Origin of the sequence: Streptomyces sp. NBC_00385, from assembly GCF_035917155.1 — a bacterium.
Classification (GTDB): Bacteria; Actinomycetota; Actinomycetes; order Streptomycetales; family Streptomycetaceae; genus Streptomyces; species Streptomyces poriferorum.
Window position 1 is genome coordinate 2,216,271 of sequence record NZ_CP107951.1, and the last position, 22,880, is coordinate 2,239,150.

General features: G+C 69.4%; 19 protein-coding genes. 13 read left to right on the forward strand and 6 right to left on the reverse strand.

Annotation, left to right across the window (positions count from 1 at the left end; genetic code table 11):
• Nucleotides 1–2: 2 nt before the first annotated feature.
• From OG959_RS09660 to OG959_RS09670, 3 genes are read right to left on the reverse strand one after another with little or no spacing between them, the layout of a single operon-like run.
• Complete coding sequence (locus tag OG959_RS09660; protein ID WP_326657769.1) at nt 3–524, reverse strand: GNAT family N-acetyltransferase; 522 nt, start codon at nt 522–524, stop codon at nt 3–5.
• Nucleotides 525–536: 12 nt separating this feature from the next.
• Nucleotides 537–911 (reverse strand): ArsR/SmtB family transcription factor, encoded by a 375-nt coding sequence (locus OG959_RS09665; RefSeq protein ID WP_148020893.1) that lies wholly within the window; start codon nt 909–911, stop codon nt 537–539.
• 42 nt (nt 912–953) lie between these two features.
• Entirely contained in the window at nt 954–2,015 is a 1,062-nt protein-coding gene (locus tag OG959_RS09670; protein ID WP_326657770.1) for a flavin-containing monooxygenase, read from the reverse strand.
• A gap of 110 nt (nt 2,016–2,125) precedes the next feature.
• On the opposite strand from OG959_RS09670, the gene OG959_RS09675 reads away from it, so the two are divergent.
• Together OG959_RS09675 and OG959_RS09680 are read left to right on the forward strand one after the other, a co-directional pair.
• On the forward strand, nt 2,126–3,529 hold the full coding sequence (locus tag OG959_RS09675; protein ID WP_326657771.1) for an NAD(P)-binding domain-containing protein: 1,404 nt from the start codon (nt 2,126–2,128) through the stop codon (nt 3,527–3,529).
• Nucleotides 3,526–4,779: an MFS transporter gene (locus tag OG959_RS09680; RefSeq protein ID WP_326657773.1), complete on the forward strand. Its 1,254-nt coding sequence runs from the start codon at nt 3,526–3,528 to the stop codon at nt 4,777–4,779. The genes OG959_RS09675 and OG959_RS09680 overlap by 4 nt, the downstream gene beginning before the upstream one ends.
• Nucleotides 4,780–4,967: 188 nt before the next feature.
• On the opposite strand, the gene OG959_RS09685 is transcribed toward OG959_RS09680, so the two are convergent.
• A complete protein-coding gene (locus tag OG959_RS09685) occupies nt 4,968–6,320 on the reverse strand; it encodes a hypothetical protein (RefSeq protein ID WP_326657774.1) in 1,353 nt (450 codons plus the stop codon).
• 165 nt (nt 6,321–6,485) lie between these two features.
• A complete protein-coding gene (locus OG959_RS09690) occupies nt 6,486–7,232 on the reverse strand; it encodes a DNA-methyltransferase (RefSeq protein WP_148020889.1) in 747 nt (248 codons plus the stop codon).
• Between the two features lie 574 nt (nt 7,233–7,806).
• Between OG959_RS09690 and OG959_RS09695 the strand changes: the two genes are divergently transcribed.
• The gene (locus OG959_RS09695; RefSeq protein ID WP_326657775.1) at nt 7,807–8,952 is read left to right on the forward strand and encodes a C40 family peptidase; all 1,146 of its coding nucleotides are present in this window, start codon (nt 7,807–7,809) and stop codon (nt 8,950–8,952) included.
• 148 nt (nt 8,953–9,100) lie between these two features.
• Here OG959_RS09695 and OG959_RS09700 read toward each other — a convergent pair whose 3' ends face one another.
• Nucleotides 9,101–9,538: a cytidine deaminase gene (locus OG959_RS09700; RefSeq protein WP_326657776.1), complete on the reverse strand. Its 438-nt coding sequence runs from the start codon at nt 9,536–9,538 to the stop codon at nt 9,101–9,103.
• A 326-nt stretch (nt 9,539–9,864) separates the two neighbouring features.
• Between OG959_RS09700 and OG959_RS09705 the strand changes: the two genes are divergently transcribed.
• From OG959_RS09705 to OG959_RS09750, 10 genes are all read left to right on the forward strand, one after another.
• Nucleotides 9,865–10,524 carry a TnsA-like heteromeric transposase endonuclease subunit gene (locus OG959_RS09705; protein WP_326657777.1) on the forward strand — a complete coding sequence of 220 codons (660 nt, stop codon included), beginning with the start codon at nt 9,865–9,867 and terminating at the stop codon, nt 10,522–10,524.
• Nucleotides 10,521–12,575 carry a helix-turn-helix domain-containing protein gene (locus OG959_RS09710; RefSeq protein WP_326657778.1) on the forward strand — a complete coding sequence of 685 codons (2,055 nt, stop codon included), beginning with the start codon at nt 10,521–10,523 and terminating at the stop codon, nt 12,573–12,575. Before OG959_RS09705 ends, OG959_RS09710 begins: the two co-directional genes overlap by 4 nt.
• On the forward strand, nt 12,572–13,660 hold the full coding sequence (locus OG959_RS09715) for an ATP-binding protein (protein WP_326657779.1): 1,089 nt from the start codon (nt 12,572–12,574) through the stop codon (nt 13,658–13,660). The genes OG959_RS09710 and OG959_RS09715 overlap by 4 nt, the downstream gene beginning before the upstream one ends.
• Entirely contained in the window at nt 13,657–16,671 is a 3,015-nt protein-coding gene (locus tag OG959_RS09720; protein ID WP_326657780.1) for a TniQ family protein, read from the forward strand. The genes OG959_RS09715 and OG959_RS09720 overlap by 4 nt, the downstream gene beginning before the upstream one ends.
• A 105-nt stretch (nt 16,672–16,776) precedes the next feature.
• Nucleotides 16,777–17,085, forward strand: a complete 309-nt coding sequence (locus tag OG959_RS09725) for a DUF6112 family protein (protein WP_148020887.1) — start codon at nt 16,777–16,779, stop codon at nt 17,083–17,085.
• A complete protein-coding gene (locus OG959_RS09730; RefSeq protein ID WP_326657781.1) occupies nt 17,085–17,774 on the forward strand; it encodes a hypothetical protein in 690 nt (229 codons plus the stop codon). Before OG959_RS09725 ends, OG959_RS09730 begins: the two co-directional genes overlap by 1 nt.
• Before the next feature lie 27 nt (nt 17,775–17,801).
• The gene (locus tag OG959_RS09735) at nt 17,802–19,193 is read left to right on the forward strand and encodes an SCO6881 family protein (RefSeq protein ID WP_326657782.1); all 1,392 of its coding nucleotides are present in this window, start codon (nt 17,802–17,804) and stop codon (nt 19,191–19,193) included.
• Between the two features lie 135 nt (nt 19,194–19,328).
• On the forward strand, nt 19,329–20,801 hold the full coding sequence (locus tag OG959_RS09740; RefSeq protein ID WP_326666304.1) for an SCO6880 family protein: 1,473 nt from the start codon (nt 19,329–19,331) through the stop codon (nt 20,799–20,801).
• 33 nt (nt 20,802–20,834) lie between these two features.
• Entirely contained in the window at nt 20,835–21,287 is a 453-nt protein-coding gene (locus OG959_RS09745) for a DUF6238 family protein (protein ID WP_148020884.1), read from the forward strand.
• A gap of 26 nt (nt 21,288–21,313) precedes the next feature.
• The gene (locus OG959_RS09750; RefSeq protein WP_326657783.1) at nt 21,314–22,819 is read left to right on the forward strand and encodes an ATP-binding protein; all 1,506 of its coding nucleotides are present in this window, start codon (nt 21,314–21,316) and stop codon (nt 22,817–22,819) included.
• Nucleotides 22,820–22,880 lie beyond the last annotated feature (61 nt).

Below are 22,880 nucleotides of genomic sequence, written 5' to 3' on the forward strand. Positions count from 1 at the left end.
GGTCAGTCGATGAGCAGGCTGCGTCGCTCGACGAGAACGACGTCGCGCCAACGGTCGTGCTGCTTGCCGATGCGCTCACGCGTGCCCAGCACACGGAAGCCGGCCCGCCGGTGCACGGCGAGGCTGGCAGCGTTCTCGGGGAAGATGCCCGACTGGACCGTCCAGATCCCGGCTGCCTCGGTGGAGTTGATCAACCCCTTGAGCAGCGCGGAGGCCACGCCCCGCCCGCGCGCCTCGGGGTGGACGTAGACGGAGTGCTCGACCACACCGGCGTACGCGCACCGGTCGGAGACGCGGCTTGCCGCGACCCACCCCAGCACCTTCCCCCTCTCATCGAGAGCGGAGAAGCGGTGCTCGGGCATCTTCGCCGCGTCGAACGCCTCCCACGTCGGGGCGACGGTCTCGAAGGTCGCGTTCCCTTCCTCGATCCCCGCCTGGTAGATCGCCAGCACCTGCTCGGCATGCTCCGCCGCCAGTGGCACTACCACCGCACTCAACGCCCCGCTCACCGCTTCCCCCCTCATTCCGTCCTGTCGTCAGGCCGCGGCCGGCATGGCCAGCAGCTTGCCCATCGCGGCGAGCACGGACGGCTCGACGCGGTAGTACACCCAGGTGCCGCGCCGCTCCGAGGTGAGCAGCCCGGCCTCCTTCAGCTTCTTCAGGTGGTGGGACACGGTGGGCTGGGAGACGCCGACGTCGGAGATGTCGCACACGCACGCCTCCCCGCCCTCGTGCGAGGCCACGGCGGAGAACAGCCGCAGGCGCACCGGGTCGCCGAGGGCCTTGAACATCCGCGCGGCGGTCTCGGCCTCCGCGGCACTCATGGGGCGCTCGGTCAGCGGCGGGCAGCACGGCGCCACGCCCTGACCATCGGCGGGTTCGAGCAGGGGCAGCACCTTCGCATTCGACATACGTCTATGTTGACACACGTCGAACCAGCGTGTGGAAGCTCGTCACCGGCGCGCGAGGTGGGCGGCCAGGCGCCGGGCGATCCGTTCCGCGTCCCGGCCCACCCCGCGCAGTGAGTTCGACGAGAGGCTGCGCTGCCACTCCAGCCCGACGAACGCCAGCCCCGGCACGCTGGTGGAGAGGCCCTCGCGGTGCCGGGGGCTCCCGTCGGCATCCAGGGCGCCATCCAGGGAGGCGAGGTAGGGCAGGTCGGGGCGGTAGCCGGTGGCGAGCACGATCGCGTCGACCTCCTCCGGCTCTCCGTCCGGCCAGATGAGCTTGTTCCCGTCGGCGCCAGCGAACAGCGGTCGCCGATCAGGTCGCCCGGCGGCCAGGGCGGCGCGGTAGCGGCCGTCGTCGAGGACCGGCTGCGCCGGCGGATGCGGCAGGAGCCGGCCGAGGGGTGCGGTGTCCAGGCCGGTGCGCGCCGTCCAGAAGTGCAGGTCGCGGCCAAGGACGCGCTGGGCTGCGAACTTCACCGGGCCGCGGGTGGCGAGCGTGACACTGGCGGCTCCGGCGAGTTCGGCGGCGATCTGCACGGCGGAGTTACCGGCCCCGACCACCACCAGCCGACCGCCGGCGAAAGGGGCCGGGCTGCGGTAATCGGCGGCGTGCAGCACCTGGCAAGTGAACTCCGCCAGCCCCGGCAACTCCGGCCGGTGCGGCCGGCCAAAGGTGCCGGAAGCCGCGACGACGGCCCGCGCCCCGAGCCTGCCACCGCCTTCGAGGACCACGTCGAATGCGGATCCGTCGCGTCGTACGGAGATGACCCGCCGGCCGGTGCGGATGTCGGCGTTCAGGCGGTCTGCGTAGGCGGTGAGGTAGGCGACGACCTCGTCCCGGTGCGGGTATCGGTCACGGTCGGCGCCGGGGAACGGCATTCCGGGCAGAGAGCTGTACCGGGCGGGCGAGAACAGCGTGAGGCTGTCGTAGTAGTGCGGCCACGACCCGGCCGTACGGTCGGATGCCTCCAGCACCACGGGCCGCAGCCCGCGGCGCAGCAGCGCATGGGCGGTGGCGAGTCCGGACTGGCCGCCGCCGATCACGGCGACATCGATGTGCTCCATGAACAATCCCCCCTGGATTCGATGAATGTCTATGTTGACGCTCATCAATACAGGTGCCATGCTGGGCCACGCAAGCCATCGACAGATGTCGAACCACGCAAGGAGTCGCCGTGAACGCGCCCGCCACCACCGAGCTGCCCGTCGTCGTGATCGGAGCCGGACCCGCCGGCCTGGCCGCCGCCGCCCACCTGCTCGACCAGGGCATCGAACCCCTGGTCCTGGAAGCAGGCCAGAAGGCCGGCGCAGCGGTGCGCGAGTGGGCGCACGTGCGCCTTTTCTCCACCTGGGGCGAGGTAGTCGACCCGGCCGCCGAGAAGCTCCTCGCTCCCACCGGCTGGACACGGCCCGACCCGGACACCTACCCCTCCGGCGGCGACTGGGCCGAGCAGTACCTGCAGCCGCTCGCCGACGTCCTCGGCGACCGCGTCCGCCTCGGTGCGACGGTCACCGGCGTCTCGCGCACCGGCCGGGACCGCATCGTCGACGCCGACCGTGAGCAGCAGCCGTTCGTCGTGCACCTCGCCCACGCCGACGGCCGTGAGGAGCGGGTCTTCGCGCGCTCCGTCATCGACGCCTCCGGCACCTGGGCCACCCCGTCCCCGTCCGGCGGCAGCGGACTGCCCGCGCTCGGCGAGAGGGCCGCCGCGGGCCGGATCACCTACCGTGTCCCGGACCTGAAGGACCCCGCCGTCCGCGCCCGGTACGCGGGCAAGCGCACTGCCGTCATCGGCTCCGGCGCCTCCGCCTTCACCGCCCTCGCCTACCTCGCCGACCTCGCCAAAGCCCAGGACGGCGCTGGGACGAAGGGCGTATGGATCCTGCGCCGGGGCATCTCCGGCTCCACCTTCGGCGGCGGCGAAGCCGACCAGCTCCCCGCGCGCGGCGCTCTGGGCCTGGCAGCGAAGGCCGCCGTCGATGCCGGTCACGCGGACGCCGTCACCGGATTCCGCACCGAAGCGGTCGAGCGCGACACCGACGGCCGTCTGGTCCTGGTCGGCGAGGACGGACGCCGCCTGGACGCGGTCGACGAGCTGATCGTGCTGACCGGCTTCCGCCCCGACCTGTCCTTCCTGAACGAGCTGCGCCTGGGCCTCGACGAGCGCCTCCAGGCACCCGTCGCCCTCGCTCCGCTGATCGACCCCAACCAGCACTCCTGCGGCACCGTCTACCCCCACGGCCACCGCGAGCTGTCCCACCCCGAGCAGGGGGTCTACCTGGTCGGCATGAAGTCCTACGGCCGCGCCCCGACCTTCCTGGCGATGACCGGCTACGAGCAGGTCCGCTCGGTGGCCGCCGCGATCGCCGGCGACCTCGCCTCCGCCGACCGCGTAGAACTCACCCTGCCCGAGACCGGAGTCTGCGGCGGCGCCGGCCTGTTCGACGCCCCCAGCGCCCAGGAAGCCGACGGCGGCGGCTGCTGCGCTCCCGCACCGCAACTCGTCCAGCTCGGCGCCCCCACCGCGGTCGGGGCCGCTGCTGAGGAGGCACCGGCGGGCGGCTGCTGCGGCTCGTGACCGACCTGGGCACCCCTGCGCGCGGGGTCGCGACCGGAACAGGGGACCGGTCGCGGCCCCGCGCCGCCCTGCCCGCCCTCTGCGCCACGCAGATCGTGAGCTGGGGCATCGTCTACTACGCCTTCCCCGTCCTCAACCCCCAGATCACCGCCGCGACCGGCTGGCCGGCCGGGGCGACCACCGCCGCGTTCTCGTTGGGCCTCGTCGTCTCCGCCCTCGCCGGGATCCGCGTCGGCCGCATCCTCGACCGGAGCGGGCCGCGCACTGTCATGACCACCGGATCCGTGCTCGGCGTCGTCAGTCTCCTGATCGTGGCCGCGGCCCCCAACGTTCCGGTCTTCTTCGCCGGTTGGGCACTCGCCGGGCTCGCGATGGCAGCCACCTTCTACCAGCCGGCGTTCGCCGCCCTCACACACTGGTGGGCCCCTGACCACGTCCGCGCCCTGACGATCGTCACCCTCGCTGGCGGGCTCGCCTCCACCGTCTTCGCGCCCCTGACCGCGGCCCTCGCCGACCATCTGTCCTGGCGCCACACCTACCTCGTGCTCGCCATCATCCTCGCCCTCGTCACCATCCCGGCCCACGCCCTGGCCCTGCGCGCACCCTGGCCCGAGGCTCCAACGAGCCCTGCCCACACAGCCGCAGAAGCTGTCGATGTCAGTCGGAGCCGACCGTTCCTGCTGCTTGCCGCCGCCTTCACCCTGTCGGCCTTCACGATGTACGCCGTCGTCGTCGCCCTCGTCCCACTTCTCCTCGAACGCGGGTACACCACCAGCCAGGCCGCCTGGGCCCTCGGTATCGGCGGCGCTGGCCAAACTCTCGGCCGCACCCTGTACGCAGCCCTCGCCCGCCGCACCGCCGCTACGGCCCGCACCACGATTCTGGTCGCGCTCGGTGCTCTGGCCACAGCCGCCTTCGCTGCCGCGCCCGGCCCGTACGCCCTGCTCATCGCCGTGTCGGTCATGGCTGGCATGGTCCGCGGCAACCTCACCCTGCTCCAGGCCACCGCCATCACCGACCGCTGGGGCACCGCCCACTACGGCCGGCTCTCCGGGCTCCTGGCTGCTCCCGCCCATACAGCGGCAGCCCTCGCACCGTTCGCCGGTGCCGCCCTGGCCGTTCCCCTTGGCGGCTACGGCCCTCTCTTCTTGCTCCTGGCCGCCGTCTCCGTGGCCGCCGCGCTCATCGCGCCATGGACAGGCACCGACGCAGTACGCCGCCGACCCGGACGACGGCCCCGCAGTCATTGACCCCGCCTGATCAGTGGTGATCCTCCCCTTCGAGGATCGTGCTGGCGTAGTCCGGCAGAAGGTCGTGGAGATACGTGTAGAAGGGTTGGTGGTCCGGATTGCGCCCCTGGAGTTGGTGGATGACTCCAGCGTCGACAATGGCGACTCCCTCGACGGGCAGTGGTTGCAGGTCAGGTGCCAGACGCCACTCACTGCCAGTGAGCCGGGACCAGACCAGGGCGGAGAAGCCGACGCGACGCGTATCCGAGCGCCTCTCTGGGAGCCGCGGGCGAGGAGTCGGCGTCTGCTGGGGTAGTTCTCGACGATCCTCTGCAGGTCCGACTCGGGGAGAGTCCAGTTCGCGAAGCGTTTCCGTCGGGCGGCGTAGTCCACAGCCGGCTGGTCAGCGACGTGATCGGTGAGACGTTGGAACAGCATGGACAGTCGGCTCGGCAACCGTGCAAGCGCTCCTCCAGGGGGCGGAATCTTCCCCAGGCTGCCATCCAAGGCGGGGGGACGCCGAGATAGGTTCCTGCGTCGTCCAACGACATGCCCGTGACGGCCTGGACGAGGTGGGCTGCGAGACCTCTGCGGATTGCTGTCTTCCCGGGAGAGCGGCCTGATCTTCGAACGCGGCGACGACCCGGCAGACGGTGGCGGTCTTCCCGTGCTGGCCCCAGCCGCTGACCATGACGCCGGCCAGCGTCGGGTCCCCCTTCTTGCGGGTGTTGGCGCTGAGCCGGCGGTCGATCAGCCGCGACACCTTCTGGGCCATCGGCGTCTGTCGAAGCCGAGCCGGCGGTGCCAGAGCACCAGAGCAGATGAACCGCGTGCGTCCGACCCACCGCCGGAACCCGTGTCGCCTGTACCAGTTCCCCGAAAGTGACCGGCCCCTCGGCGGCAGCCTCAAGAAGAACCGGCTGGCAGCCCAGCTGGTCCGTCATCGGCCGCCGTTGAGCCGACAGCGCGTCCAGACCCGAGAGGACGTGCGAGCGCCAGCCGGTGATCACCGAGTAGTGCCAGCCGTAGGCGGCCGCCGCCTCCTGGGACGCGGCAAACTTCACCGCGTCCAGCTCGCCGACCAGTCCAGCGGGCCGGATATCCAGCAGCCAGTGCCCGCCGTCGCCCATCACGGCCAGGAAGTCGGGAATGTGCCCGGCATGGCCGTCGACGTGCTCGAAGGTGAGGGCGAAGGGCTGCGGGAGCACCTCGATCACCGTCATGAAGTCCAGGGCCAGCAGGGCCGCCCTCTCCTCCAGCGATTCGAAGCCGTGCTTCCGCCCTGTCGAGACCAGGAACTCCAGCCCGGGACGATGCTGCTGCTTCGTCCTCCACGTGAAACCGCGCACCGGCGTCGAAGACAGCACCGGCACTGAACCCAGATCCCGGACCGGCCAGACGACCTCCGACCCGTTGATCTGCCAGGCGGCCGTCCAGCGACTCGCCCAGTTGTCCCGCATCACCAGCCGTGTACGGGCCTCACTCAGACTGCCGTACGGCGACATCAGCTCGTCCAGGACACACCCGTCGGAACGGACCTGGCCATCCGGCTGTGGATTCACCGCACCACATCACCAGCTCACGCAGCGTCCCCGCAGCAGTTGATCACAACTGTTCGCTCCGCAGAGTAACCACAGAGCTTCGACGGCGTCGTTTGCCAACAAGCGTGCTGATTTGCCAACCGTGATGCGTCGTCACAACAGGCCCCGGGCTCTCCGCTTTCATACTCATGCCTCCGGTCCGGCCAGCTCGAAGTCGTCCTTTGTCAGTTCGGCGAGCAGCCGCTCCTCGGCGACGTCGGCGTAGTGCGCGGACAGCTCGACACCCACGAAGCGGCGCCCCTCGCGCAGGGCCGCAACCCCCGTGGAGCCGCTGCCGGTGAACGGGTCGAGCACGGTGCCGCCCTCGGGGCAGACCTGGACGAGCTGCTGCATGACCTCGACCGGCTTCTGGGTGATGTGGACCCGGCCCTTGCGGGGCTGGGAGGCGATGTAATGACCCGGCAGGTAGAGGTCGCGGGTGTTGTCGAGGGATCCCTTGACGCCCCAGATGATGAACTCCGAGTCCTGCTTCGGCCCGCCCTTGCGGGGCCGGCTGGACGGCTTGATCCACGGGATGGTGCCGCTCCAGGTCCACCCGGCCATCTGCAGGGCGTCCGAGGTGGTCGGTTCCTGGCGCCAGTCGGTGAAGACCATGGCGACCGCGTGCTCGGTCGAGGCCCGGTACGCCTCGGTGAGGAGTTCGGTCAGCCAGCTCCGATAACTCCTCTGGTCGCGGTTCTCTCCGGGGAAGTTCTGCAGGTCGTGTGCACTGTTGCTGGTGACGTACTTGGCTCGCGCAGTGCGACCGGTGCGGTCCGAACTGGTACGCCCGCCAGAGTTGTACGGCGGGTCGGTGATGACGGCGTTGACGCTCTCGTCCGGGAGGGTCTTGAGCACGGTGAGGGCATCGCCTCGGTGCAGCGTGTAGCTCATGTGCGGGGCCTCTTTCAGGGCACAGCGGGACTGGACCCCCTCCGGACGTCGCTCAACAGCGATCGTTTCGAGCGGGGTTGCGCCGGAGGTTAGTCGCGAATTCCGGCCGCACCTAACGAGCCGTCCCTTCGTCCGAGGGCGGGTCCGAGAGCCGTTAGGTGCGGCCGGAATCCCGGTCTACTGTCTCGCCATGCCACCGGGACGGAGCAGCGCTCCACCCCGCTGAGCTGTGCTTATCCGTGTTGTCTCGTCCGAATGGGCAGCACGGTGGGCCCGTTAGCCCCCCGTCCGATAAGCCGTGAGGAGATCCGGTGTACCGCCTGAGATTACAAGCGCGGCTGGCTGCCGCGCTTAACCCAAGACCGACGTCTGGGAGTTACCAATTCCCCTGACCGGGCCCGCCCTGATAGGCGAATTCACGGCGCGGTGCCGACGGCTTTGCACGAGAAGTCAGCACCGCGCCTCCTACAAACACCCGAGGAGTCGCTGCGATGCAACATGCCCTGACACCCCCACGTCCCAGCCCAACACCGCCGCCCGGCCGGCACCGCCGCTTCGGTGAGCGGCGGCGTCGATGAAGGCGACCACCGGAGCCGTCGTCGGACTTGCCGCCTGCGCTCCCTTGCTATTGGCTGTTCCGATTCTCGCCATCGGTGCCGGGACCGCTTCGGCCTCCTGCTCGACCGACGGTGCACCATCTGTGGATGCCGCAGCCGTTGCCACTCAGGTGAAGGACATCCTGGACGGCGAAGACAAGGGTTCGGTCTCCGTGCCGGGACTGGATGATCCGGCCGAGCAGGTGCCCAATGCCAAGACAATCCAGGCCACCGGCGTCGCGATGAGCATCCCGGCCCGGGGGCAGATCGTCGCCCTAGCGACGGCCCTGCAGGAGAGCGGCCTGCGGAACCTGAACTACGGCGACCGCGACAGTTTGGGGCTGTTCCAGCAGCGGCCGTCGCAGGGCTGGGGCACCGCAAGCGAGATTCTCGACCCGGTGCACTCCTCGACCAAGTTCTACGAGGGACTGAAGAAGGTGTCGGGCTGGCAGTCCCTGTCCATCACCCAGGCCGCCCAGGCCGTACAGCGCTCCGGTCTTCCGGATGCCTACGCCAAGTGGGAGCCCCTGGCCACCGCGCTGCAGCAGGCCATCGAGCCCCTTCCATCGAAGTCGGGTGACGCCTCACCGAGCCCCTCGCCGTCCGGCTCGGCCGGCGCCGCCGACACTGCTCCGGAGGCCGCGGATGGGTGCTCGGCCGACAGGGACGGGACTGATTTCGGTGTCATCCCGCCCGGTGCAGTGCCGGCCGGGTACATAGTCCCGGCAGATGTTCCGGAGAAGGTCCAGGCGGCGATCCGCTGGGCGCTCGGCCAGCTCGACACGCCGTATCAGTGGGGCGGGAGCTGCACCGCCTCCCACGGCATGGACCCGATGGGCCGGTGCGACTGCTCCTCCCTGATGCAGCAGGCGTACAAGGCTGCCGGGGTCACCCTGGCGCGGACAACGTACGAGCAGGTCAAGGGGGGCAAGGCGGTGTCGGTCGGCGCGCTGCGGCCGGGCGACCTCATCTTCACCGTCGGAACGGCCAAGGTTCCCGAGCACGTCGGCATGGCCATCGGCCAGGGCCTGATCGTCCATGCCCCGCACACCGGCGACGTGGTCCGCATCACGACCCTCGCGTCGTGGAAGCCACAGATTCTCGCGGCCCGCCGAGTCATCTGACCGGCGCTCCTGTAGGTTCCCATTAGAGATGTCGTAATCCCAGTGTTCTGTCATCGACTTGTCGTAAGTCGCGCCTCTCAGGTTGTTACGCGGCCGCCCAAGCTAGTGCCGCATCAGACAACGTTCGCCCGGTTAATGTCCGGCGGTGTCAGCTCGTGCTGAGTGGTTCGGTTTCTTCCGTTTCGAGCTGGTGGTCGGCCCAGATGTAGCTTTCGGGAAGCAGATCGGTGATGGAGACGGTCCGGAGCCGCTTGCCTGCGCCGACGATGACTTGCAGGGCCGGGAAGTAGTCGAGAAGGATCTGACGGCACCGTCCGCACGGGGGGACGACTCCTCGGTCGCGGTCGCCCACGGAGACGATCGTGTTCAGCTCGTAGGCGCCCTGGGCGGCTGCCGCGCCGAGGAGAACCGGCTCGGCGCAGGGGCCGCCCGTGAAGTGGTAGACGTTCACTGCGGTGACGATCCGGCCGTCCTGGGCGCGGGCTGCGGCCGCCATGGTGTGGTTGTCGCCGCGGCAGCGTGTACGTGCGATGTGGGCTGCGGCCTCGATGAGTTCGTGGTCGACGTCTTGGGTCTGCGTGGTCATCTTCTCTTCCTTCGTGAGGTGTCAGGCAACGTTGACCCGCGTGACGATGGTGCGCAAGGGAATATCGGCTGCGTGCATGTTCCGCCAGATGATGTAGCGGCGGATCATGCTGCACTAGATACTCCCTCAGGCCGAGCATCAGCCTTTCGCTTGGTTTACGAGGCTTACCCGGCAGAAAGCCCCTGCCCACAGACAGTCTCCTTGTGCTGCTTACACGGACACAGGGGGTCAATGTGGTACGCCGTTCCCGCCGGGAGACCACGACAGAAGATGAGACGTCCCAAGTCCGGTACCGGCAGGCCGACGGAGACCTGGTCGATACGGTCTTGGACCAGGTTGACATCAGCCAAGTACTGGCCGGGCAGCCGGTACGGGACTTCCGCTGGCACAAGGGCCAACGTCACTACTCAGGCTGGTACTTCGCCTCCACCGTCGGCCGGTTGATTGCCTACGAGAGCCGCTTGGAGCTGGCCCGCATTCTGCTGGCCGACTTTGACGGGACTGTGGTGGCGATGGCCTCTCAGCCCTTCCAACTGACCGGTCCGGACGGGATCCGGATCCGTCGGCACGTGCCTGACCTGCTCCTCCTCCACGCTGACGGTCTGGTGACCGTCGTGGATGTCAAAGCCCCCTCACGCATGAAGGATTCCAAGGTGATCGCGCAGTTCGACTGGACACACCAGCTGTGTTCGCGCCGTGGCTGGGCCTACGAGACGTGGTCCGGTGACGAGCCTGCGTTCGTGGAGAACGTACGGTTCCTGGCCGCCTACAGGCGCCCGCACCTGCTGGAGTCTCATCTGGCCTCCGACGTGCTGGCCGCGGCACGTCGCCAGTCGACCATCGGCGCGATCGAGGTAGCCATGGCACAGCAGCAGCCGGTCGAGGTCATCCGGCCGGTGGTGCTGCACCTGTTGTGGTCCGGGGGCCTGACCGCAGACCTGCATCACCCGCTCAGCAGCGGAACGAAAGTCACGGTGACAGCATGAACAACAAGGCGATCACGGTCTATCCGGGCGTCCGGCTGCTCTACTGCGGTGACGTCGTCGAGGTGATGGAACTCGACGGCCTGCAGGTGACGCTGCGCAATGAACGGACCGGTGACTTCAGCGCTCTGGCACTGGGGCGGTTGGCCTCCCAAGCCCGTGCGCTGGAAGAGGAACGCGGCGCCGGCGCCGAAGACGCCGGGCTGCTGATGGCGGCTCTCACCCCACAGCAGCGCAAGGATCTGCGCGAACGCGCCGAGCATGTCCGCGAGGTGTTGAGCGGCTACCGGGCAGGCCATGCGGGCAGCGCGCTTGCCGGTGAGCCCCGCCCCGGCTTCGCGCCGGGGACAACAACGTTGCAACAGCGGTCGGCCGCGAAGGCTGCTGAACTGAGGGTGACGCCGCGGACGGTCGATCGCTGGTTGGCGGCCTACCGCGAGAGTGGGGAGGCTGGTCTGGTTGACGCCCGAGCTCTCAAGGGCCGCGGATCCCGAGTCGACCCGCGCTGGGAGATGGCAGTTCGCGCAGTGCTGGCAGAGCTGGTCGATGCCTCCACGCCCAGTCGTTCGGCAGTGCTGGACCGGGCCAAGGAACGTCTGGAGGGCGACTATGGGGCCGACGTGGTCCCGGCTCCGCCGCGGAGCACGGCTTACCGGCGCCTGGCGGAACTGACGAAGGGGACGAACGCGGTTTCGGGCAGCGCGAAGGCCCGCCGTTCGATCGCTGGCCGTCCGCAGGGTACCTATGGGCGGTTGCGGGCGACGCGGCCGGGCGAGTACGTGGTCCTGGACACGCAGGACCTGGACATCTACGCGATGGAGTCGGTGACGTGCCGGTGGGTTCCGGTCCAGTTGACCGTCGCCCAGGACCTGTTCTCGCGCTGCATCGTCGGCCTGCGGGTGACGGCTTGCTCGACGAAGGCAGTGGATGTCGCCGGGGTGCTGTTCGAGGCAGTCTGCCCGCCGCTGGAGAACGCCGCACGGTCCGAGCTGGCGCCCTACCACGGGGTTCCGGACGAAGTGGTGTTCGCCGAGGAGGTACGACCAGGTGGCGGGCTCTGTCCGCCGGAGACGCTGGTCATCGACCATGGGAAGGCATTCATGTCGGCCCATGTGATCAGTGTCTGCACGCGGTTGGGGATGTCCATCCAGCCGGCCCAGCCGAAGAAGCCCACCGACAAGCCGACCGTCGAACGGTTCTTCCGCACTCTGCGTGAGGGCCTGGTCCAGCACCTTCCGGCCTACAAGGGCCCCGACGTCCACAGCCGCGGCGAGGGCATCGAGGACCAGGCGTTCTTCTACCTGCACGAGGTCGAGGAAGTGGTACGCGAGTGGATTGCCGAGGTCTACCACCGCCGGCAGCACGACGGACTCGTCGTCCCGCAGTGGCCGCATCTGGAACTTTCCCCCGTTGAGATGTTGCGGGTGGGTCTCCAGCGGGCCGGACGGCTGCGGATGCTGCCCTCGGCGGAGCTGGCGTTCGAGTTTCTGGCGGTCAAGCCGCGCACGGTCCAGCACTACGGCGTCGAGGTCGACGGGCTGCGTTACAACGGCGAGGCCCTCGACGGTTACCGCAACGCACCGAGCCCCTACGGAGGCGCCTTCGCCGGGCGGTGGCCGATCCGCGTCAACCCCGACGACGTACGGTTCGTCTACTTCCAGGACCCGGCCGACGACCAGTGGCACGCGCTGGAGTGGGAACACGCCGCAGCTCTGAACATGGCGTTCAGCGCCGAGGCCGCTACCTACGCCCGGCGGCTGGCTGCCCGGCAGGGCCGCCACATTGATGCCGCCCAGGCTCTGTCAGATCTGCTGGCCCGCTGGGATACGGGCATGGTCACCGACCGCCGCGAGCGTCGCATGGCGGTGCGGCTGTCGGCCGAACGCACAGCCCTGGCCCTGCCCGCCCTCCCGGAACAGCGAGACGCTCTGACCGCCCCTGACCTACGAGTAGTTCCCGACCCACCGGCCGGTGACTGTGACGAGGAAGACGAGATCTTCGACGCCCCCGAAGCCGACGACTTCTACGCCGATGCCTTCGAGGTGATCGAATGAGGCAGCCCCAGCAGTTCAGTCTCTCCCGCAAGGAAGGCTGGCGCCGCTACGTCGACGCACCGCCGCGCCAGCGCCCCGATGCCCTCACCCGTTCCCAGCTGGCCGCGCTCGGCACACAGGCCGCCGACGACTACAACGACGCCCGGCACGACTGGCACGCCAACTTCGGCATCGTCGCCACCCCACAGCTGGCCGCCATCCACGACGAGCTCGATCAGATCGTGGCCAGCAACCGCCAGGACGGTGACCGCATCCGCTCCGCCGCCGTCATCGACGCCCTGCCCGGCCTGGGCAAGACCACCACCGCCAACCTCTACGGCCGCGACTTCGACCGCCAGCAGATGCGCCGCCTGGGCGAACAGACCGATGCCGGGCACCAGCGGATCTCCGTCTTCCGTGTCGGCCTGACCTCCAACACCACGCTGCGAACTCTCAATCGGATGATCTGCGAGTTCTACGGGCACCCCGCCACCGACCGGGCGAACGCCGCCACGCTGGCCAGTCACGCCCTGGACTGTGTGCTGTCCTGCGAGACCCAGCTGGGCATCATCGACGACGTCCACTTCATCGACCTGGACCGCCGTGACGGCCTCGCCGTCTCCAACCACCTCAAGTGGCTCGCCAACGAACTGCCGGTGACCTTCATCTATGTCGGCGTCGGGCTGGCTGAACGGCGCTTCTTCGCCGACGGGCTGACCGGCAAGAACGTTGTCCTGGCCCAGACCGCCCGCCGCTGGACCCGCCTGGGCGTCGATGCCTTCCGTCTCGACACCGATCAGGGCCGCCGGCACTGGCGGAGCCTGATCAAGGCCACCGAACGCCAGTTGGTCCTGGCTGAACACCGACCCGGCATGCTCGTTTTGCTGGCCGACTATCTCTTCGAACGCACCAGCGGGCACATCGGTTCGTACTTCACGCTGCTGATGCGGGGCTGCTATCGCGCTATCCGCACCGGAGACGAGGCCCTCACCTGCGACCTGCTGGACGACGTCCGCCTGGACGAGGCATCCGAGCAGGCCCGCAAACAGCTCGCCGCGGCCATCGCCCACGGCCACCTGTCCGCAAGCACGGAGGTCGCGTCATGATCCCGACCCGTGTGTTGCCCCTGCGCGTCGCTCCGCTGCCCGGAGAGAGCCTGGACAGCTGGCTGGAAGCCCTCGCCCGCCGCAACCACCTTCGCCTCCGCGCCATGCTGGATATCCTGCAGTTGCCGCAGGCCCCGACCACGCGTCTGTTGGTCAGCAACCTGGAGCCGCATCTCCTTCGGCAGCTGGAGCACGTCACCGGCCTGCCCGACGGCCGCCTCGATCAGGCGGTACTGGACCCCGGCTTCCCGCTGGGACCTCAGCGTCAGCCCCGCTGCCGGTTCTGCCCGCAATGCCTGGACGAGAACAACGGCCGCTGGCTGCTGCGCTGGTGGCTGCCCTGGGGCTTCGCCTGCACCACACACCAGGTGCTGCTGCACGATGTCTGCCCCCGATGCGGCACCGCACCGAGGCGGCTCCTGCCGCCCGCCACCCACCGTCGTCCGCCCGGCAGCTGCCTTCACACCGGCGCCGACCGTTCCGTCTGCGGCACCGGACTGGGAACCGCGCCCGCCCTCGACCTGCCCGCCGGGCATCCGCTGCTGGCGGCTCAGCGCTGGATCGAGAGCCTGCTCGCCGAGAAGGAGCCCGCCGAGGTTCACACGATCTTCGCCGACCTCGACACCTGCACCGCCTGGCTGCTGCGCGCGGTCAGCGCCGAAGACCTCCACGGCCTTGGTGCCATGGTGGTCGATGCCTGGGACCACCAGCCGCCCCCGACACGAAAGACACGCCTTCAGCCTCTGTCCGCACCCGTCCGCGGCATCCTCGTCCACATCGCCCAGCCGATCCTGGCTGGCTCAGACAAAGAGTCCATTGCCGCCATCCGCGGGTTGCGCCAGCGGCACGACAGCACCGGATCTCCCACGCCACCAGGCATGGACTTCCACCCCTGGCGACAGCTGTCAGCACCCGCCCATCGGCGGTTCCTGCAGGCTGCGGACCCGGACATGCGACCGATGGACCGGCTGCGTCTGCGGTCAGTCACACCCCGAGCCGGCTATCCGCCAACCGACTCCGTCTTCTCGACCGACCGCATCCGGCACCTTCCCCAACTGCTTTGGCCCAGCTGGACGGTTCGGCTCATGCCGCGCGAAGGCACGGACGAGGACTACTTCCGGGCCATGGCCTCGGCACTGCTACTCCTGCCCGGAGAACCCCGGCGGAGCACACGCGAAATCACCGACCGGCTCCACCCTCACCTCTCGAACACCATGGGAGTGGTCCTGCGGCGGAGTATCGACCAGCACCCTGACGTGCTCACCGCGCTCTGCCGCCTGGCCGATCACCTCGATGACCACGGCAGCGCTATCGACTACCAACAGCGCCGCGCTCTCATCCCCGATGAGCCCATCACCTACGACACATGGAAACAGCTGTGCTTCGACACCGGTACACAGCCCGGCGAATCGCCCACCAGCACCTCCCAGACACCCCGCTTCGTCCAGGCACAGCGCTACCTGCACAATCTGCTGACCGGCTCCGACCTCGCTGACCCAGCCCATCCCCTGGCCTGGAAGTCAGCCGCCGACCGCGGCCGATACTTCGTCTTCCTGCCCACCCTCACCCTCGCCCAACGCCAAGCCCTTCACGGCCACGCCCGCGCTGTCCTCGAAAAACTGAACATCGCCGAGCCCCTCACCTGGGAACCGCCCGAAGACTGTGCGGCTGGACTGATGCTGCCCGGCCGGCCGCTGATCGACATCGACATCGACGCCCTCAAGCGCATCGTCTTCACCGAACAACGCACCCTCGGCGAAGCGGCCCGGCACCTGGGCACCACTCTCGCCCACGTCCGCTTCGCGCTCGAACGTGTCGGCCCCGAACCGCGGCAATGGACCGGCCGAGCCTCGCCGCTGGTCTCCTGGCAACTGCGCGAACAAGCCCGCGCCATCCTCACGCCCGAATTCTTTGACCGCGAATACAACGAACAGGAGAAGACCCTCGCCCAGATCGCACAGGAGATCGACCTGCCCCGGCACATCGTGGTCGAACAGGCCGAAGCCGTCGGGCTGACCATCTATCGCTCCCGCCGCCCCCTGCCGATCGACGAGACCTGGCTGCGCGAGCAGTACCTCACCCAGCGCCGTTCCACCGGCAACATCGCCCAGCAGATCGGAATCGAATACGAGACGATTCGACGCCGACTCAAGCAACTCGACATCCCTCTGCGACCGCAAGGCGTTCACAGCCGGACCGTCATGATCGCCCAACTCGACGCAGCCATCCCCCGCGACATCTGCGCCGCTGTCGAGGGCACCCTGCACGGCTGGCTCCGGTTGCACCGCTTCCACATCGCCATGGCCTTCCCGAACCTCAAAACCGCCGGCGCCTACCTCGGCGCCGAGCAGACGGCCCTGACCACACAGTTCCAACGCCTGGAGGCCGATATCGGCCACACCCTCATTCACCGCTCCGTCCACACCACATCCCAACGACCCACCACACGCGGCAAGTCACTGCTCCAGCACATCCAGCGACCCGACGTCCAGAAACTGATGAACGATGCTCTTCTCCCCGCCCAGATACTCTGCCCGCCCGACGCCGAAACGATCGCCGGAGCGGAGGCTGCCGCCCGCCGCCCGCGCAAGCACGGCCATCTGAAGCCCTTCGACGGCATCGCCGTCCAACGCCTCCGCATCCGCCAGGAAACCGTCACGCTGCTGGAGGACCTCCTCCACCATGCCGACGAGGAGGTCTACGGAGCCCAGATCCATGCTCGAACCGGCATGGCGCAAGGATCCATCTCAGACCAGCTCCGGCGCCTTCGACGAGCCGGATGGCTGACCAGCCGCCCTGAAGACGACGACAGCTGGCTCCGCCGAGCAACTCCGGGACGCGGCCCCGGCCGCCGCCGCACCTACTACGCCCTCACCCCCGAAGGCGCCCAAGCGGCAACCCACGAAACGCAGCGCTACACGCTGAAGAAAGTGACAAAACAGCGAGACAAAACCGCTGCCAAGAACCCGAGACACCCGCACGAAAACGCAGGTCAGCCTGCCGCCGACTGACAAGTCAGATCGGAACCTACAGCTCCCCCTCCCCCTCTTTCTCTCCCGTACTGCCGCTTCGCCCTCGCGGGCTCTCGCGCGCACTTAATCGAACTGGTGCTCTATATGTTTCTCGCTGACGCAGTCATCCAGCTTGCCTTCGACCCCGGCATTACGCCGAGCGACGGAGGGCTGCCCGGCCTCTCCGTTCTCAGGAAGGTGATGGGTTCCCTCAACCTGTTCGGAATCATTGCCGCCGTCGGCGCACTCGCCGCCAGCGCGGGCGTATGGGCCTGGGGCAACCACACCGGCGGCCACCAGGCCGAGGCCAACGGCAAGAAGGGCGTCATGGTCAGCGCCGGCGCGGCCCTCCTGCTAGGCGCCGCGAACGGCGTGGTCGCGTTCTTCAGCGCCCTGGGAACGCAGGTCCACTGATGCCTGACCGCTCCTTGAACCCCGGCGGCGCATCTCGTGTGCGCCGCCGGGCCCTGCTCGGTGCCGCCGTCCTGATGGCGCTCGTCGTCCTGGCCGGCCTGGCCGCCTACCTCACCCGCGAGGACAAGGTGACCTCCGACGTCCCTGCGGCGCACCCGAGTTCGACGCCTTCGTCGTCTCCGTCCGTATCCGCGTCCGGGTCGCCCGATTCGGGTCCCGCCCCGCATGCTCTCGCGGTCCCGCCGAGCACCCACAATCCGATCGTGTTCGGGAAGGCGGCAGCAGCAGCACTGTGGTCCTACGACGCCCGCGCGTACTCCCAGGCCGAGCTGCTCACGGCCCTGCACGGATGGCTGACGCCAGAGCACAAGTACGCCGACCCCGAGTCGGTCGACGCGGTCGTCCCCTCGCCCGTGCTGTGGAAAGGAATGGCCGCCAACGGCCAGTTCGCCACCGCCACGGTGAACGAGGGGCACTTCCCCGAAGCGTTCTCGCGGGCTCTTCAGGAGGATCCCGGAACGATCACGCAGGCGTACGTCTACGCCGTGACCGTCTCCGGCAAGCAGTCGATCGTCTGGAAGGGCTCGCGCGCCGGCGGTGCGGAGAACCGCGTCATCACCCTCGCGGTCCAGTGCCGCCCCTCCCGCCCCTGCGCGCTGGCCGGCGTCATGCCGTCCGTCGCTCCCTGACCCCGAACCCTGAAAGGAGGTGCCACCATGGGAGTCTGCGACATTCCGCTGATGGACAAGGTCTGCGGCTCGATCGAGTTCGCGACCAACCCGGCCGGGACGGTCACCGACGGCATCGGCGCGTGGATCGCGAAGTCGATGGGCGAACTCGCCTCCGCTGCTGCGGATCTCGCCGCCAAGGCGGTCAACGGAACCACCGCCATCGACCTGAACGCCGGATGGTTCAGGGACAACTACGAGCTTCTGCTGCCCATCGGGCTCGCGTTGACCGTCGGCACGTTCTGCATCCAATTGATGTCCGCGGCCTGGCGCCGTGACGAACGCGCCCTCGCCCAGGCCGCGATCGGCACCATGACCGGCGTCCTGTTCAGCTTCTGCGCCGTCGCCTTCACCTCCGTCGCCATCACGGTCGTCGATGCCCTGTCCGACGGCCTGTTCAAGGCGGCCAACAGCTCCATCGACGACGCCGTCCGGCGCGTGGTCAAGGTCACCGAACTGGGGGTGATGTACGGCATGGGCTGGGGTGTCCCAGCCCTGGTCGCCGTGGGATGCGCCATCGGCGCGTTCATGTACTGGGGCGTGATGGTCGCGCGCAAGGTGGGTGTCCTGATCATGGTCGCCCTCGCCGTGTTCGCCGGCGCCGGCGGCGGGTGGGAGGTCGCCAAACGGTGGCGGCGCGGCTGGATCGAGGCCACCGCCACGCTGGTCGTCTCGAAGCTGTTGATGACCGTGGTGTTCCTGATCGGTGTCTCGGCTATGGGCAAGTCGGATGCGCACGGCGGAATGGCCGCGCTGTCCGACGCGATGTCCGGCATCGTCGTGATGGTCCTGGTGCTGCTCTGCCCGTACGCAACCTACAAGTTCGTCCACTGGGCCAGCGACGGGGGCGGCCATGACGACCTGCACCGCACCAGCGTGGCCGGCATGGCGGTCGCCGCAGGAGCCGCGAAGACCGCGGGCACCCTCGCCATGCGAGTCGGCACAGGCTCCCCCGCACCACAGGGTCCCAGCCAGGTCCCCGGCGCGGGCAGCGACGGTGTCGCCTCTGGGATCGATCCCGTCGGCAGCAACCTCAGCAAGGAAGGCATCGACGGCGGACCGCCCAAGCCCCGGACCGCCTTCCGGTACGGCGAAGACCCGAACGCCACCGGCGACAAGGGCAAGGCCCTGATCCAGCGCCCCGGCATCCCGCCACTCATCACCCGACCCAGCGAGGGCGCATCGGGAGGCCCCGAAGGAGACTCCGTAGGCGGCCAGTTCGCTGCCCCTTCGACTGCGGGCAGGAGCATGACCCGGGCAGGCGCCGCGCCGCCGGCGGCCCCTGCCGCAACGCCGCCGTCCTCCACGGGGCCGTCGGCAACCGGCTCGCCGACGCCGACGAACTGGGTGTATCCCAGCCAGCCGCCGCCGGGTTCCTGACCCATCACATCCGGGGGCGGGCTACAGCCGCAGCCCGCCCCCCGCACCAGCGATCACCAGAAACGGAGCCCTGCCATGACCTCCAGAAGAACGGCGCGCGCCCCGCCCTCGCCCGCTTCCACCGTCTGGAACCCCATGTCCGACAAGCCCCAGGCCGAAGCCACCACGGCCAGCGTCAAATTTCCGCACCGCTCGCGGCGCGGCATCCTGCTCGGCCTGACCGCCTCGCAACTGATCGTCGTCAGCCTCACCGGCCTGTTCCTGCTCGCCGTGATTGTCACCCGCGGCGTGGTCGGCGCCCTCGAACTCATTCCGGTCTGGGCCGCCATCGCCCTGCTCGTCTTCGTCCGCTACCGAGGCCGCGCCCTGGCCGACTGGGCTCCGATCGCCACCCGGTACGCCCTGCGCCGCATGCGGGGCCAGTTGATCTGGCTCACCCGGCCTTCCCGCCGCCCGGTCTACGACGGGCTGCTCCACCTTCCGGGAACAGCGGCGAGCCTGCGCGTGGTCACCGCTCCCGACCGCCGATACGGGGCGGTCCACAACCCCCACACCGGCTCCCTGACCGCCGTCGTCAAGGTATCCTCCCGCGCCTACGCACTGCTCGACCCGGGCACCCAGAACGCCAACGTCAACGGCTGGGGACGCGCACTGGCCGCCCTCGCACGCACAGGCCAGGTCGCCCGGATCCAGGTGATCGAGCGCACCGTGCCGGACTCCGGTGACGCACTGCGCCGGTACTGGGAGGAGCACGGCCGACCCCATGCCCCCGTAGCGGGTGCGATCTACAGCGAGCTGATCCAGAGCGCCGGGCCGGCCGCGGCGCCGCACGAGGCGTACGTCGCGGTGTCCCTGGACGCCAAGGCTGCACGGCGACTGATCAACCAGGCCGGTGGCGGCCTCACCGGGTCCTTCAGCATCCTGACGCAGCTGACCTCGACCTTCGATCAGGCCGCGCGAACCGCCGGTCTCAACCCCACCGGCTGGCTCACCGCCCGCGAGATCGCCGCCGTCGTGCGCACCGCGTACGACCCCAAGGCCCTTGCCTCGCTCGACCGTTGGTCCGATGCGGGGCATCCCGAGGCTGAGCCCGCAGCTGCCGGCCCGGTCGTGGTCGTCGAGAAGTCGGACCACATCATGACTGACTCGGCCGTCCACGCCACGTACTGGGTGGAGAACTGGCCCCGCACCGAAACGTCGGCGGGCTTCCTGCACCAGCTCCTGTTCACCGCCGGCGTCCGGCGCACGCTGTCACTGTCATACGAGCCGAAGGGGCTGGACGCCGCCCTGCGAGACGTCCAGCGCAAGAAGTCCAGCGTGATCGCGGATGCCGCCGAGCGAGCCCGGCGGGGCCAGGTCGACTCCGAGGCGGACTCGATCGAGTACCAGGACATCAAGTCCCGGGAGCGTCAGCTCATCGCGGGCCATGCAGATGTCGCCTTGACCGGATTGCTGACTGTCTCGGCCGATTCGGAGGACGAACTCCGCTCCGCCTGCGCCGTCGTGGAGACCGCGGCCGTCGGCGCCCAGCTCGACCTCCGGCCGCTCACCTGGCAGCAGGCCGAAGCGTTCACCGTCGCCGCCATGCCGCTCGCCCTCGCCGTCTGATGCCGGCCCTTCTTCCCCCGAAAGAGCACCCCCATGTCCCGCACCGCCAGCCCGTCCACGCAGGACTTCGTGCCCTTCGCCACCGCCGCGCTCGACTTCCACCGCGCGCTCAACATTCCGGGCGGTCCCCTCGTCACCACCCGCGCCGAGCTGGACAGCCTGCACGCTCATCTCGTCTCGCTGCACGGCCTGTTCGATGCCCACGCCGCCCGCACCGGCCAGCTCGTTCCGGTCGAAGGCGACCAGCTCCGCGCCACCCGCACCCGGATCTGGCAGGCCGCCGACCACGTCCACGCCGCCTATCACGCGGCATCACGGCCGGACTCCGGCGAGGTGCCCGAACGCGAGTTGTGCCAGGCGGGCCTGCCCGAGGGGGCCCCGGAGCTGACGATCTGCCAGCGCCACCAGCTCACCGCGCACCTGGTGCGCCGCCGCACCACCCCGGCCGACCTGCACACCCCTTTCACGGGTCTCGTCCGCCGCTGACCCTTCTTCCGTCTGGAGAAACGTTCATGCCCCGCACCCGCGCCAGCGCCTCTCACCTGTTCGTCCCCCGTAAGGCATCACGCGCTGATCAGCGTGCCGCCCGTGCAGGGTTCGCCGAGGCCCGCCGCCAGGCACGCCTCGCCGGAGCACCGCCGAAGGACCACGCCGAGGAGCACCTCGACCCGGAGCTGCGTCCGACCTACCAGCCGTCCGGACGCCCCGGCTCGTCCTCCGCTCGGGGAGGCAAGCTCCGCCTCCCCGCCCACCGCATGACCACAGCCACCGTCAGCGGCGCCTATCCGTTTCTCGCGGAGGGCGGCCTGGGCGCCGAAGGGATCTTCATCGGAAGGGACGTGCACGCGGAGGCGGCGTTCTGCTACGACCCGTTCTCGCTGTACAGCAGCGGACGGATCGAGGGCTTCACGAACCCGAACGCCGTCCTGGCCGGGATCATCGGCATGGGCAAATCCGCGCTGGCCAAGTCCATCGCCACCAGGGCGATTGCCCACGGCTACCGGGTTTACGTCCCCTGCGATCCCAAGGGCGAGTGGACGGCCGTCTCGCAGGCCCTCGGCGGCTACAGCATCGCACTCGGGCCGGGGCTTCCGGGCCGGCTGAACCCGCTGGATGCCCCGGCCCGGCCCGCTTCGGTGAGCGAGGGCGACTGGTCGACCGAGGTCCGCAAGCGCCGCCTCCTTCTCCTCGCGGGCCTGGCGCGCACGGTGCTGAAGCGCGATCTCCTGCCGATGGAGCACACCGCCCTCGACCTCGCTCTCGACCTGGTCGTCTCCGAAGCCGACGCCAGGGGCACGGTGCCGCTGCTCGGCGAGATCGCGCACGCCCTCGGCTCGCCCGAGCGTCTCGACCTAGCCTTCGGCGACCAGGCCGGACACATGGGGCCGGCCGCACAGGACCTCGCCCACGCACTGCGCCGCCTGGTGCACGGCGACCTGAGCGGCATGTTCGACGCCCCCTCGACCGCGGCCTTCGACCCGACCACGCCCATGCTGTCCATCGACCTCTCCCGCCTCGGCGGATCGGGTGACGACACCGCCTTGGTGCTGGCCATGACCTGCGCCTCAGCGTGGATGGAGTCCGCGCTCGCCGACCCGGACGGCGGCAGGCGCTGGGTCATCTACGACGAGGCATGGCGTGTGATGCGGCACGTCGGCCTGCTGGAGCGCATGCAGTCGCAGTGGAAGCTCTCGCGCGGCCTCGGTATCGCGAACCTCATGATCATCCACCGCCTGAGCGACCTGCTCAGCGCGGGCGACGCCGGCTCGCGCGGCCGGGTGCTGGCCGAGGGCCTGCTGGCCGACTGCTCCACCCGCATCATCTACCGACAGGAGCCGGATCAGCTCGCTGCTGCCGCCTCGCTGCTCGGCCTGACCGGCGTCGAGACCCAGGCCGTGTCCGCCCTGACCAAGGGCCGGGGCTTGTGGAAGGTCGCAGGCCGAAGCTTCATCACCCAGCACATCCTGCACCCGGCCGAGCGCGAACTGTTCGACACCGACGCCCGCATGTCCTCGTAGCCAAGCTTCACCTCGCGAAGGACACGTCGACCGTGATCGGACCGCAGGGCTGCTGCCGGAG

Excerpts from the sequence above, each read along its gene's own strand:
- OG959_RS09665 (WP_148020893.1), bottom strand. The coding sequence starts at position 911 with ATGTCGAATGCGAAGGTGCTGCCCCTGCTCGAACCCGCCGATGGTCAG.
- OG959_RS09660 (WP_326657769.1), bottom strand. The coding sequence starts at position 524 with ATGAGGGGGGAAGCGGTGAGCGGGGCGTTGAGTGCGGTGGTAGTGCCA.
- OG959_RS09730 (WP_326657781.1), top strand. The coding sequence starts at position 17,085 with ATGCCTGACCGCTCCTTGAACCCCGGCGGCGCATCTCGTGTGCGCCGC.
- OG959_RS09700 (WP_326657776.1), bottom strand. The coding sequence starts at position 9,538 with ATGACCACGCAGACCCAAGACGTCGACCACGAACTCATCGAGGCCGCA.
- OG959_RS09715 (WP_326657779.1), top strand. The coding sequence starts at position 12,572 with ATGAGGCAGCCCCAGCAGTTCAGTCTCTCCCGCAAGGAAGGCTGGCGC.
- OG959_RS09740 (WP_326666304.1), top strand. The coding sequence starts at position 19,329 with ATGTCCGACAAGCCCCAGGCCGAAGCCACCACGGCCAGCGTCAAATTT.
- OG959_RS09735 (WP_326657782.1), top strand. The coding sequence starts at position 17,802 with ATGGGAGTCTGCGACATTCCGCTGATGGACAAGGTCTGCGGCTCGATC.
- OG959_RS09745 (WP_148020884.1), top strand. The coding sequence starts at position 20,835 with ATGTCCCGCACCGCCAGCCCGTCCACGCAGGACTTCGTGCCCTTCGCC.
- OG959_RS09720 (WP_326657780.1), top strand. The coding sequence starts at position 13,657 with ATGATCCCGACCCGTGTGTTGCCCCTGCGCGTCGCTCCGCTGCCCGGA.
- OG959_RS09710 (WP_326657778.1), top strand. The coding sequence starts at position 10,521 with ATGAACAACAAGGCGATCACGGTCTATCCGGGCGTCCGGCTGCTCTAC.
- OG959_RS09750 (WP_326657783.1), top strand. The coding sequence starts at position 21,314 with ATGCCCCGCACCCGCGCCAGCGCCTCTCACCTGTTCGTCCCCCGTAAG.
- OG959_RS09690 (WP_148020889.1), bottom strand. The coding sequence starts at position 7,232 with ATGAGCTACACGCTGCACCGAGGCGATGCCCTCACCGTGCTCAAGACC.
- OG959_RS09725 (WP_148020887.1), top strand. The coding sequence starts at position 16,777 with ATGTTTCTCGCTGACGCAGTCATCCAGCTTGCCTTCGACCCCGGCATT.
- OG959_RS09670 (WP_326657770.1), bottom strand. The coding sequence starts at position 2,015 with ATGGAGCACATCGATGTCGCCGTGATCGGCGGCGGCCAGTCCGGACTC.
- OG959_RS09695 (WP_326657775.1), top strand. The coding sequence starts at position 7,807 with ATGAAGGCGACCACCGGAGCCGTCGTCGGACTTGCCGCCTGCGCTCCC.